Genomic DNA, 12246 nt, shown 5'->3' with positions numbered 1-12246 from the left:
TCTCGAGAAAGAGCTAGGCCTTTGCCTTGTCGAGAGAAACGCACGTTCAATCCGGATCACACCGGAGGGCGAAGAAATTGCCAGAAGAGCCAACCAGATCCTGCGAGAAATGCAGGACCTTAAGGATTATGCAAAACACGCAGCATCCCCGCTGAGCGGCATCATACGCCTCGGTGTCATCCCTTCTCTTGCACCATACATTCTGCCCAAGCTGCTACCCGCCCTTATCAAGCAATATCCTGATCTTCAGCTCAATCTCCGCGAGACTTTGACAGCATCTTTGGTGAGCGAGCTAAAGCACGGCACCCTGGATGTTGTTCTCGCAGCCCTTCCCATCGAAGAGCCAGAGCTTGAAGAAGTACCTATCTTTGAAGATCATTTCCTTTTAGCTGTGTCCAGCTCACGCAAAATAGATGAGCGTAAGAGGATGGGTCCAGATGATCTGCATGGTGAAAATCTGCTGTTGCTTGAAGAAGGGCACTGCCTCAGAGATCAAACACTGAGCTTTTGTGGAGCAATTGGTCAAAATCAATCAGCTAACGTAGGCGCAACAAGTATAGCAACTGTCCTGCACATGGTCGCTGCCGGATATGGCGTCACTGTCCTGCCTGAAATTTGCGCAGATACAGAAATCGCAGACGATCGCATAACACTTTTGCGGTTTGCAGAGCCTCAACCTTCCCGTAGGATAGGTTTAATTTGGCGAAAAACTTCACCTAAAAGCGAGGATTACATGGCACTCGCAAGGTGTTTGCGTAACGTCACCAACTAATGAAACGAGTTAATTTAACCCGTTGCTGTGAATAACCGAAAAATATACCGTGCAACTGCATACGTATTATCGATTTCTCACTAAGCTATAGAATATGGATTAGAAGAACGACTCTTTTTAAGATGAACTTCCTTCCACTCAAATGCACACTATTACGCCATCAGCCGGTTTTAGTTGCTCGGTGTAAAATAGGAATCCACTAGCTTGAACCAAGAGACCGCCCATATTGTAGACCAAGCATTCTGCAAGTTTCTTGCAGACAGCCTTGACCGGCTACAAAAGGGCGTGGCCATTATTCAAGGTAATGGAACTATCCTGCAATGTAATGAGTTTGCAAAACGCTTGTTTGAGCAAACACCTCAGATCAAGGTCAGCACCGGACGGCTAGAGTTCACCGACCCGAGCCACCAGCGCGAGTTCCAGAACGCACAAAGTCTGGCCACAGCAACAATTGATCTGGATGTACAGCAAGAGCTCGTCCTCAGAAGAGATGAAGCATTTCTGCGCCCGATCCATATCGACTTACGCCTGGTCGATACTGAGTTCGACGATCTCTTCTTTCTGTTCGTCACGGACCTGGAAATCCAGCAGCAAATCAATATCCAAAAGGCAACGGCCCTCTTCCGCCTGACGGATAAGGAAGCGATTGTCCTGGAGCAGCTGTCTGGCACACAAACAGAACCTCAGATTGCTGCTGATCTGGATATTACGAAGAACACACTGCGTACGCACCGCAAGAACATCTACGCAAAGCTCAACGTGAGCAGTCGCGTGGAACTGGCAATGCTTCTGTCAATTCTGGTTTAAAAAGAACGTGAGGTCGCGAGCAGCTTAGTTGGGTGAGACCTTATAGAGACAACGCCGGTCACCTTTCAGGATATGCTCAACACGCTCGATGCGTACATCATCTCCCAAAACCTCCTGAAACAAATCAAGCTCTGATCGACAAAAGTGTTGGCAAGACCGGGCTGCAGCACAAATAGAGCAATGGTTCTCTGCAAACAGATAGCCATTCTCGCCATCCTTCAGAACCTCAGCCATGTACCCTTCTTCACTGCGCTGTTCAGCAAGGCATTGTAGCTTGTCAGACAGGGTCTTTGCAGACTTCATCGCAGTTAGATAGGACTTCCGGGATTGATCAGCCCGCGCATCTATGAGGCGCTGGAGTCCTTCTTCGCCGTAAAGGTCTTTGATGTTTCCAAGCAGATCAACCAGCACACCACTATGGTTATCAGGAAACTTCCTGTTGCCTGTCTCAGAAAGACGCCAGGTTCTGCGAGGACGCCCCACAGTCCCTTTCAGGTCTTCAAACTCAACAAGATCAGCTTCCAGCAACGCATCAAGATGTTGACGCACAGCCACAGCCGTCACGCCCAAATGTTTGGCCATGGTTGCAGCTGTGTTCGGTCCGCGCGATTTCAGCGCGTACATCAAACGATCTTTCGTACGGTCACTCATAGGCATCTCATAGCACAATCGAAATTATATGAAAAGTTTTAGCTTTCCTAATAAAGTAAAAGCTGTAGTGCACCAACATCAGAAAACAACGCGAAGGAATCACTGATAACTTACCCATAAAATAGTATTGTCTTTGAACCATAAGAGATTATGCATCATAATTACTCTTCTACATATGTAATGCACAAATAAGAAATTTCACTTTTCATATAAATCAGAAAAATAGAAGGTGCTTATCCCCATTTTCCTAAAATTTACCTAGTATTTTTATAGTATTCACATAAAGCTTGCCCCTTAATTCTCACAGAGCCCCCCGCTTTCCTTTTGCGTAAAAGCACATAATCCCTATCAATAAGGGCGTGGTAAATAATTGGTTGATAGTGGTGGGAATGATGTCTGAAGCAGGCAACACAAAATACAATATCGAGTACCCGGCATATAAAACGAACCTGCATCCAGTAGAGATGCCTCCGCAGCCATTCGCTCAGTCTGTCCTGCGCGTCTACGAGAAACTGTTCGAGCTCCCGACCTTCATCATGGTCAATCAATCAGAAACCGGGAGTGGTTCAGAGCTTTTCGTTTCCGATAGCATTCATCCCTATAAGAACCAGCTCAACAATCTTCTCTCCAAGATTACGGAACTCCCAATCTGCGGAGATGATGTGCAGATTTTCCCACATAGGTTTAATGGCGAAGACGCACCCTCAACAGCCAGGTCACCGCATCTCGCAACGCAGTTCATCGCACTCATGCCTCTCTCCCTCCACGAGCGAGTGATCGCCGTCGTGGGTATTCTCTGCAAGTCCGATGCAAACAACACTGCCCATTTTCCCAGAACACATTTCCAGCCAACCACACCTTCAGATCAACTCATAAATGCAGACCTGACCAAAAAGCTCAAAAGCTTCAGAAACCTGGCAAGAATTCTCGTTCCCGGTCTGCTCCGCATCCTCTCAACAAACGATTTGTGCAGCACACTCTCAGTCAATGCCAAGGTGGCAACAAAATACTTACTGCCACCAGAGCAAGCCAATCCGCGAGAAATCTTCACAGTCTGCAATATTGACCCGTTGACTGGCCTGCGAACCAGAGAGAGCTTTGAGCAACTTATCTCCGACGCCATAGAAAGCGTGACAAACCCAGATCAGCGCGTGGCCTTGTTCTATGTCGATCTGGATCATTTGAAAGTCATCAACGACGCTCACGGGCACGCTGCAGGCGACGCAGCTTTGGTGGCTATTTCCGACCGTTTGAAGCAGATGGAATGTGAAAACGTCACCGCTCTCAGATTGGGCGGCGATGAATTTGCATTGCTCCTGGAAGACACCACATGTCATCAGATCAGAGTATTGCTTGAAGATTTGCCAGTATCTCTCAGTCATCCGATCTATCATGAGCACAGCGAAATACGACCCAAGGTCAGCATTGGCGCTGCGGTATTCCCACGCCACGCAAACACTGTGAAGGAACTGCAGGATAGTGCCGACACAGCTCTGTATCATGCAAAAAAAAGAGGCCGAAATCGAGCCAGCCTGTTCAATCAGGTCATGCGCACCCGGTTGGAACGGCAGGTCACCCTTCAGCAAACCGCAAAACAGGCACTCTTGCAAAACCAGGTCGGAACAATCTTCCAGCCCATAAGGTTCGGCCAAACAAGCCAAATACGAATGTTGGAGGCCCGGCCAGAATGGCCGTCTCAGATTTTAGAAATTGCTCGTGGATGTGACCTTTCAAACATCTTTGACAGCGCCAGCTTCAGTAATGTTCTTGGCGAGACAACAATTGCAGCCATCATTCACGCCATGCGCGCGTGTCAGAACACTCCAATGCAACATTGGGAGTTCCTGTTCCGCGTCCCCGTTCCCTCTGTGTTGAAGGAAGGGTTCTGCGATGATCTCAGCTACCTTCTACAGGAAAACAATGTATCGCCAGACAAGTTCACATTGGAGATCCCCTCGCGTGTTCTCTTAAGAGCCAACGCTCATATCCTCATTGGTCAGCTGAATGAGCTAACAAACACAGGCGTCAAGTTGTGCATCAACCACTTTGACTCCGGCGGACTGAAGATTGAGCATTTCCAGAAACTGAAGATCTCCTACATCAAACTACACGCGGGCTCTGTAGAACGGCTGTTTGAAGATGATAAAACAGCACGATTACTCTCCGCTGCAACTGAGTTCGCACATGCCTTGAACATCGAGATCATCCTCTCGGAAATCAAAAATGCAAATACCGAAGAGAAGCTGAGAAAATTAGGCGCAGAATACGTTCAAGGCGCATTCTATGGCCCTGAACAACGCTTTTCTGAGATTTACAAGAAGCACGTGCTCGACATCTCGCCAGATCCAATCCAGAGAGTAAAAACAAACATGGCACGTAGAAGAATATCGCGCCTGCCATCATCCATGATAAATTAGCGCGCAGCACCAGCGCAAAGAGATCATGTGTGAGCAAAACCAAAAGACAACGAGCGATCAGCGACGCCCTAAGCACGCTTATTCCGCATGTTCCATTTCTGGATGCTTCGGAAATACGCAGCAAAGCCAACCAACAGCACCTGCGCCACCTCCCAGCCCACATTGCGGTTCTGCTGGCAACAACCAGCTATGTGCGCCATCAATACACTGACTACGATGATTTACTGGAAGAAGGTCTGGACCGGGACGCTGCTCGTTACTGCGTCGCAGATGAGATGGAAGCCACCATCACATCATGGGGCGGAAGCATCACCGCCGGGGAACTGCTTGCCGCTCCCAATGAAAGCGGCGAGCAAGATCAGTAGCTACAAATTATCGGCAAACACCAATAATCCAAGTAAATGCAAGCGCTGCAAGGCACAGTGCAGGGATGATGATCGCAGCATACCCGAAGAATGCAATTGCCAAACCCCAGCCAACAAAGAAGTTCGCGCAGAAATAGTATTTTGCTTCGCTGTTGCCATGCACAGCATCTTTGAACAACCAGCCGATGATTGGAACAAGGAAAAGAAGCTTGAAGAAGAGTGGATCATTATCCTGCTGATCTTCAGCAGAAGACAGAGTTGTATCGCTCATTACAGTGCCCGTTATTGATTGATGGGGGAAGAACACAGAGTTGACTTACATCAATTTAACATTCACGCGCATGCGTCACATCAGCACATCTACGTATGAAGCATGAATAGTACATATGCATTAGATGCGTAAACGAAAGACAAATACCCAGTGTTTGTGAACTCCGCTCACTGAATTAGCAGCAATTCGATTGAACTATCGGGAAGCACATTAATAAACTCTTTAGTCTGTCTTCACGCTTTCTCCTTGAGCCCAAACAGCAGCTCACGAAGCCCAGCTATGCCCGTCCTGTTTGCGTAACCTTGCGCATTAAAAGGAAAAGCAAGAATGACTAAAAAGCAGCTTGTCATCTATACAGACAACTCCTACGCAACGCTCCCGGCTCTTGCAGAAACAGAATGTACTATTGGCATACAGGCATTTATCAGCGGAGCCACTTTTACAAATGGCAAATGCGATCTAACAGCCGACTGGCCTATGGGGCAAGCTATAAAAGCTTCTCCAAACGGTAGCACGCCCGTAAAAGAGGCTCAGCAAAAAGACCTCAAAGTCCTTGCCGCACTTGGCGGAGCTGACTTTGTCACTGCAGTTTGGCAAGAATGTAACGACAATCTTGATAGCTTTGTCGCGGCACTTGCTGATTTTGTGAAAACCAACGGTTTTGACGGAATTGATATCGACTGGGAAGACTCTGCGGCAATTGTAAGCGATGACCATTATAATGCAGTGAACTTTCTGGTTTCTCTTTCCCAGAAGCTCAAGGCAGCCTTACCATTTGATCAGAGCATCATCACACACGCTCCCCAACCACCATATCTGGACCCCACTTGGTACGGCGGCCCATACTTGAAGGTAATGGAACAGGCACACGACGTCATCGATTACTTGAACATTCAGTATTACAACAACAGTCCATGGGTCGGCGACACCCCAGCTGATGAAACCCGGTTGGTTGCAGGTACAACAGGCAACCCACCTCAATCCACCAGCATCGTTGGCCTTCAAAAAGCAGGCATCCCTGCGGAAAAGCTACTGGTGGGCAAACCGACAGCGAAGGGTAACGCCGGTCCGAGCGCGAACAATGGCTATATCCCCGCAGAAGATTTAGTTGAATATGTCATCGATCCTCTGAACAAGGCAGAACAAGAGTTTGGAGGCGCAATGGGTTGGCAGTTTGCAAAATCACCCGAAAGCCCTGATCTTGCAACAGAATGGATCTCAACTGTTGCAGATGCACTGGATCTGAAAGACAAAAAGTAAAACAATAATAATAAACGACGGAGCATCACTGCTCCGCCGTCCTCAAAATCAATAAGCAAGCTAGACTTAGCGAGTAAGTGGCTTGTACTTGATGCGGCTTGGGTCTGCAGCGTGTGCACCCAGGCGGCGAACCTTGTCTTTTTCGTAGTCTTCAAAGTTACCTTCAAACCACTCAACGTGGCTATCACCTTCAAAGGCCAGCATGTGCGTTGCAAGACGGTCAAGGAACATACGATCGTGCGAGATAACCACGGCACAACCAGCATAGTTCTCAAGCGCATCTTCCAGAGCTGCAAGTGTTTCGGTGTCAAGATCGTTGGTCGGCTCATCGAGCAGAAGAACGTTTGCGCCTGACTTCAAAACCTTAGCAAGATGCACGCGGTTACGCTGACCACCGGAAAGATCACCAACTTTCGCCTGCTGTCCAGCACCCTTGAAGTTGAAGGAGGAGCAGTAAGCGCGTGAGTTGATCTCTTTCTTATCAAGATAGATCACTTCAGCACCTTCGGAAATCTCTTCCCAAACGGTCTTGCTGTCATCCAGTTTATCACGGGACTGATCCACATAACCAAGGTGCACGCGGTCACTGACTACCACTTCACCGCTGTCAGGTTTTTCCTGACCGGACAACATCTTGAAGAGTGTTGACTTACCAGCACCGTTTGGACCGATGATACCAACAATACCACCACGTGGCAGTTTGAAGGTCAGATCATCAATCAACAGACGATCGCCAAAGCCTTTGGAAACGCCTTGAACGTCGATAACATTGTTACCCAGACGCTCACCAACAGGGATCAGAATTTGCTCAATAGAAGGCATACGCTCTTCTTGAGCAGTCAACAGAGCATCATAAGCATTGATACGCGCTTTTGACTTGGTCTGACGGCCCTTCGGCGTCATGCCCATCCATTCCTGCTCACGCTTGATAGCGCGGGAACGAGCCATGTTCTCACGGCCTTCCTGCTCCATACGCTTGGTTTTCTGACCAAGGTAAGTGGAGTAGTTGCCTTCATAAGGGATGCCCTGACCGCGGTCGAGCTCCAGAATCCAACCAGTCACGTTGTCAAGGAAGTAGCGATCGTGGGTAATGATCAGAACGGCACCCTTGAACTCACGCAGATGGCGTTCCAGCCAGTGCACGGTCTCAGCGTCAAGGTGGTTGGTTGGTTCGTCAAGCAGCATCAGGTCAGGCTCGGACAAGAGCAGCTGACACAACGCGATACGGCGACGCTCACCACCAGAAAGGTTATTTACAGGAGAGTCGGATGGAGGGCAGCGAAGCGCTTCCATTGCCATCTCAACCTGGCTTTCCAGATTCCACAGATCCTGCGCATCAATGATGTCCTGCAGCTGAGCACCTTCATCGGCGGTCTCATCTGAGTAGTTCATCATCAATTCGTTATAACGATCCAGAAGAGCCTGCTTGTGCGCAACACCTTCCATCACGTTTTCAAGGACGGTCTTGTCCTCGTTCAGCTTTGGTTCCTGCGGCAGGTAGCCAACTTTGGCACCTTCTGCAGCCCATGCTTCACCGGTGTACTCTTTATCAAGACCAGCCATGATCTTCAAAAGAGTAGACTTACCTGCACCGTTTGGACCAAGGATACCGATTTTCGCATCCGGGTAGAAAGACAGGTGAATATTGTCGAGTACTTTTTTTGCACCGTAGGCCTTGGAGACCCCGTGCATGTGATAGATGAACTGGCGCGCCATGGACTGCCTGCATCTCCTGATCTGTGTAAACAATGAAATCTCTGGAGAGCACTCATAGTGGAAGCAGCGCCAAGGGGCAATCCATAACACTTCAGCGATGATCAAATCCGTCGCTTTTTCTCCTCAAACGGAGAATTTCACGACAACACCTGGTCACTTCCACGCAAGAAAAAGGGCAGCAGGTTTACTCTGCCGCCCCAATAACAAACAAGCTCGTAAAAATTTACGCCAGCTTCAGCTGCGGAACCACTGTCAGGTTCCGAACAATCGCATTGTCTTCAACGGCCTTGAGCCCCTTCACAGCAATGAAGGTGACCAATGGCTCACACGCAACAATTGCCAGATAAGACAGAGCAAACTGCGCCCATGCCGTAAACGGCGTAGCAACGTCCCCAATCATCAACCAGAAGCCAACCATGCCGGTCACGCCAGCATAATACATCGCATCCAACTTCAGAATCTGCGCAAAGCTCACACGCTTGGTCAGTTCCTTGGAAAACAACTCACGGCCACTCAGGTAGTGAACGGCAATCAGCGGCAACATCAAAGACAGACTGTTGACGCCAAGATGGTACATGTCCTGCGGATCAAAAGCGAGCGCCTGAAACAGCAAGCCAATGGCAAACCCAAGCAGAACAGGGGTAAACCCGAGCGTCAGATACATCGCCATCGCACCAACGAAGTGAAGTTCCGATGCTCCAACAGACATATGGAAGCTCTGCATGAAAATGGAGAAGAAAACCGCAGCCAATAGCGTTTTCAGCGGTGTGAACGGCTCTTTCAGGAATTCTGAAATCTGCTCTTTGCAGCCCCAGACAATAACGCCAACGGCACCTGCATTGGCAGCAATAACCTTGGCGGCGGAAACGTAACCCGGTTCAATATGCATTTAATATGCTCCTCTTCGCACCCTCCGTGCGGTCATGAGTTTATGTCGTGTCGGGCAGGTTTCCTGGCTTATGGCTTTTGCGTCCTCCGCCTTCCCAGAGATCATCTCCAGTGGCTTTTATGAAGAACGCACCACGTAACAGTTGCGGGGGCAGCTGCGGTTCGGGCCCATCTTTGGTCATCCCTACCGCATTCCCTTTTCATCCAAGAAGCTTGGCTTCTACAGAACCCAACAGCGGGAATATCCTAAATTTAAAGAGAAGACACAACTAGAAATAAGAGGCAGTTGGGATAAGCAACAATCAGAGGGATGCAACGGCCTTCGTAACCCGCTAGAGCTGCAGGCAAAAAAAGAGGCGTGTACCCGTTGGTACACGCCTTTAAGAAAGTTGACACTCCCCCATCCGAGTGCCAGCCGAAGCTGTATTTAGAAATATCAGAGTGCCCCATCTCTTCATTGATCTTCATCAAAATAAATAAAATTACCTCAGAAACATCGGATATTATTCAACATTACAAAAGCACTCAGATTTTCAATCGATTAAAACTAGAATAGATCAAATATATCTCGTACAGCTTGCAACGAAAGTCTCAGTATTTTCTATTAGTTCTTGCTATAAGTTCTCTCCGAAGGTGCCTGCCACGAATATTTCCTTAGCCAATGCTCCTCAGGAGAAATCACAAAGCTCCAGGAGTTCTGCTGCTCTCCAGAATCATCAGGAGTTGAATCCGGTGTAGGAGTGGAAGCATTTTGGCTGTCAGAAATTTGGATTTCAAGCACCCCCTCACCTTTTCCAGCAAGCTTCAGCAAGCCAAGATCACTGTGAGATCGTCCAAGAAAAATCTGGGGTGCTGTTCCTATCCTCTCCCAGATAGTTCGGGCAAGATCTGTTGAAGACACCGGCGCTGCGTGGGGAGCAACCTCGATAACCCGAAATCTCGGAAGCCCGTAGTTCAACTCTGCCATAGTGCGATCTACTTCATGGTCTCCAAAGCTTAAAACCCAAATCTGAAAGTGATGTTCTTTCAAGAACCCCACCAACTCTTTCAGAGGCTGAAAAGCAAACTCTATATATGTTGCGCCAACAGCCTTTGGCCCGCGTAATGACAGATGAGCACGTACACTCTCAGAATAAACAGCAAAGCTTCCAAAACTGTCGCCAGCTTCAGGTGGCGTCACTTCATTGTCTGCGCCAGCCAGAGCGTCACTCCATAAAGCTCCATCGCCAACCAAAACAGCAACACGGTCATCGAGTTTCACATATTCAGGGCTCCCAGCCCGAGCCATACGCTCAATGCTTTCTACGATACCACGGCGCGCTGTGGTTGAGCTCCAACTCGGCAAGATGTTATCTCGCTCACCACCAGTTGGCTGCAAAACCGAAACCGCTGAGTATAAAAACAAGCTGGACCACTGCATCGTTCAAGACCACCTGAAAGTTGTTTCAGCAAGATGGTGAACTACAATGCACATCAATTGCCCATAAAAAATGAACTAAATGCTGTCGTGAAAAGAGAAGAGAATCATAATTGACAGCCTGCCCCTCTTTCCTCTCAACTTGAAGATAAATACGAGTATTCACGTATATAAAGAATTTCACTCAACGAAACATTTACTTACAATTTTCATAAATTAGCTTTGGAAGTGTCGGATAAACGTCATATGCACCGCACTTTTCGATACTTTTTAGAATTAAACCCGGCCCACCCCTAGAATTCTTAATAAATGCGCAATAATTTCAAACAATTATGCCGAGGAATTTCCTGGGGTACCCAAATGCATTTTCGAACCCTCTTACTTCCTGTATTGCTCCTTTTCGTTTTAATTGGTTTATCGATACACTTCATGTCAGCGTCATCGTATGCGTCGATTTTCGATCCTGCGACAGGTGGCCTTCACAATCAGCTCAATCAAGCTGAACTGCTCACTCAGCAGCAGAACCTATGGACCATATTGTCTGTTGGATTGTTCGCGCTTGGTGTTCTTGGAATACTAATTGTCTATTCCAGCCTGTTTATTCAGGAGCGTATGCGGGCGACGCGTTTTTTTAACCGTGCCCTTCTCCTCATCGCCATCAGTTCAGCAGCATGCCTGCTCATCGACACAACGCTGAACTTGCCTGATGTAACGGCACAATTGATCCTCTGGCAGTCTCATGTGGAGTTCAGACCACAGGGGGACATACACGCCGCTGCAATCCACGCAGCAATGGCAGCGATGATCGCAGTTCTGGCTTATCTGCCTCTATCGCATCAGCTGACAATGCGTGCGACGATCATTCTCGCACTCTCAATCGGCGGGGTCATCTACCCTGCCTACCTGAAGGGTGTCCAAGGGTTATTGCTTCATCCGATTAGCCAAAACACCGTGCTGTCAGTTGGTTTCGAGCAGATTGGCGGCGGTACCGTAGTCACATTGCTCGCAACCTTCGTAGCCTTTTCCGGCATGTTAGTGACCGGACTAAGAAACTCACCAGCGTTACCTGAGTACATTCTGCACAACACACAAAACTACAATGTGCTGCAGATCAAAGCAGGCGCGGCGCTGATGGCCGTTGGCGGCATTGGCTTTTCTGTCGGTAACACAAGCATTTACTCAGGAGAGCTGGGCAGCGCAATCTTCAACGTCCTTGTCGCAACTGGCGTCTCGGTACTATTGGGAGTCGCCCTCGGCTTCTTCGCACCGCGCAAGGTCATGTACCCAACCATTTTGCTGAGCATGATCGGCGGCTTGTCCTCCGTTCTCGGAAATGCCCAGCATCTGACGGTTGCAGGCGTCGCACTTATTGCTCTGACGGCCTCAGCTGCTTCTATAGCAGTCGCCCGCATTATCTATGCAAGGTCAAAGACCCACAAAGTCATCATTTACTACACCAGCCTTGGCATTGGCTCTCTCATTGGCCTTTTCGGCTTCACAACCGCACTACCAGCAGACCATGCGCTGGCTGGGTTCAGTCTGGATAACCTTATACTTCAGGCAGTTGGAGCTTTACTGACCATCCTTTGGGCCTTCTTGTCAGGTCTAATCCTGTTTACGGCCTTCAAATTTGCAAAGCAGTTCCGCAAAGCCGACGAAATTGATCTGAATGAAACGCCGAT

Annotated in this window: 10 protein-coding genes, 1 pseudogene and 1 riboswitch; of the genes and pseudogenes, 6 read left to right on the top strand and 5 right to left on the bottom strand. The window is 48.6% G+C overall.

The window, feature by feature from the left end; translation table 11 throughout:
• On the top strand, positions 1–772 hold a 772-nt coding region (locus tag PPL9_RS27390; protein ID WP_057465692.1), incomplete at its 5' end, for a hydrogen peroxide-inducible genes activator.
• A gap of 204 nt (positions 773–976) precedes the next feature.
• Positions 977–1579: a helix-turn-helix transcriptional regulator gene (locus tag PPL9_RS27385; RefSeq protein ID WP_057465691.1), complete on the top strand. Its 603-nt coding sequence runs from the start codon at positions 977–979 to the stop codon at positions 1577–1579.
• A 24-nt stretch (positions 1580–1603) separates the two neighbouring features.
• Here the strand turns inward: PPL9_RS27385 and PPL9_RS27380 are convergent, their stop codons facing one another.
• A complete protein-coding gene (locus PPL9_RS27380) occupies positions 1604–2230 on the bottom strand; it encodes a metalloregulator ArsR/SmtB family transcription factor (protein WP_057465690.1) in 627 nt (208 codons plus the stop codon).
• 392 nt (positions 2231–2622) lie between these two features.
• Between PPL9_RS27380 and PPL9_RS27375 the strand changes: the two genes are divergently transcribed.
• Positions 2623–4647 carry a diguanylate cyclase gene (locus tag PPL9_RS27375; protein WP_208989670.1) on the top strand — a complete coding sequence of 675 codons (2025 nt, stop codon included), beginning with the start codon at positions 2623–2625 and terminating at the stop codon, positions 4645–4647.
• A gap of 29 nt (positions 4648–4676) precedes the next feature.
• Complete coding sequence (locus tag PPL9_RS27370; protein WP_057465688.1) at positions 4677–5012, top strand: DUF2293 domain-containing protein; 336 nt, start codon at positions 4677–4679, stop codon at positions 5010–5012.
• Positions 5013–5019: 7 nt separating this feature from the next.
• Here PPL9_RS27370 and PPL9_RS27365 read toward each other — a convergent pair whose 3' ends face one another.
• On the bottom strand, positions 5020–5283 hold the full coding sequence (locus PPL9_RS27365) for a hypothetical protein (protein WP_057465687.1): 264 nt from the start codon (positions 5281–5283) through the stop codon (positions 5020–5022).
• 327 nt (positions 5284–5610) lie between these two features.
• On the opposite strand from PPL9_RS27365, the gene PPL9_RS27360 reads away from it, so the two are divergent.
• On the top strand, positions 5611–6543 hold the full coding sequence (locus tag PPL9_RS27360) for a glycoside hydrolase family 18 protein (protein WP_057465686.1): 933 nt from the start codon (positions 5611–5613) through the stop codon (positions 6541–6543).
• Between the two features lie 66 nt (positions 6544–6609).
• Here the strand turns inward: PPL9_RS27360 and ettA are convergent, their stop codons facing one another.
• From ettA to PPL9_RS27345, 3 genes are all read right to left on the bottom strand, one after another.
• Entirely contained in the window at positions 6610–8259 is a 1650-nt protein-coding gene (ettA, locus tag PPL9_RS27355; protein WP_057465685.1) for an energy-dependent translational throttle protein EttA, read from the bottom strand.
• A gap of 223 nt (positions 8260–8482) precedes the next feature.
• Positions 8483–9148, bottom strand: coding sequence for an energy-coupling factor ABC transporter permease (locus PPL9_RS27350; protein WP_057465684.1), 666 nt, complete (start codon positions 9146–9148; stop codon positions 8483–8485).
• Between the two features lie 35 nt (positions 9149–9183).
• Positions 9184–9395: riboswitch (cobalamin riboswitch) on the bottom strand.
• Between the two features lie 356 nt (positions 9396–9751).
• Positions 9752–10567, bottom strand: coding sequence for a hypothetical protein (locus tag PPL9_RS27345; protein ID WP_208989669.1), 816 nt, complete (start codon positions 10565–10567; stop codon positions 9752–9754).
• Positions 10568–10993: 426 nt separating this feature from the next.
• Between PPL9_RS27345 and PPL9_RS33855 the strand changes: the two are divergent.
• Positions 10994–12246 (top strand): annotated as a pseudogene (locus PPL9_RS33855) (ammonium transporter); the annotation flags it as partial.

The organism is Pseudovibrio sp. POLY-S9 (assembly GCF_001431305.1).
Taxonomy (GTDB): domain Bacteria; phylum Pseudomonadota; class Alphaproteobacteria; order Rhizobiales; family Stappiaceae; genus Pseudovibrio.
This window is presented reverse-complemented; position numbering and strand designations above follow the sequence as displayed.

Bases quoted from the DNA above. Each gene is read 5' to 3' on its own strand.
- PPL9_RS27380 (WP_057465690.1), bottom strand. From the start codon at position 2,230: ATGAGTGACCGTACGAAAGATCGTTTGATGTACGCGCTGAAATCGCGC.
- PPL9_RS27375 (WP_208989670.1), top strand. From the start codon at position 2,623: ATGTCTGAAGCAGGCAACACAAAATACAATATCGAGTACCCGGCATAT.
- PPL9_RS27365 (WP_057465687.1), bottom strand. From the start codon at position 5,283: ATGAGCGATACAACTCTGTCTTCTGCTGAAGATCAGCAGGATAATGAT.
- PPL9_RS27360 (WP_057465686.1), top strand. From the start codon at position 5,611: ATGACTAAAAAGCAGCTTGTCATCTATACAGACAACTCCTACGCAACG.
- ettA (WP_057465685.1), bottom strand. From the start codon at position 8,259: ATGGCGCGCCAGTTCATCTATCACATGCACGGGGTCTCCAAGGCCTAC.
- PPL9_RS27350 (WP_057465684.1), bottom strand. From the start codon at position 9,148: ATGCATATTGAACCGGGTTACGTTTCCGCCGCCAAGGTTATTGCTGCC.
- PPL9_RS27345 (WP_208989669.1), bottom strand. From the start codon at position 10,567: ATGCAGTGGTCCAGCTTGTTTTTATACTCAGCGGTTTCGGTTTTGCAG.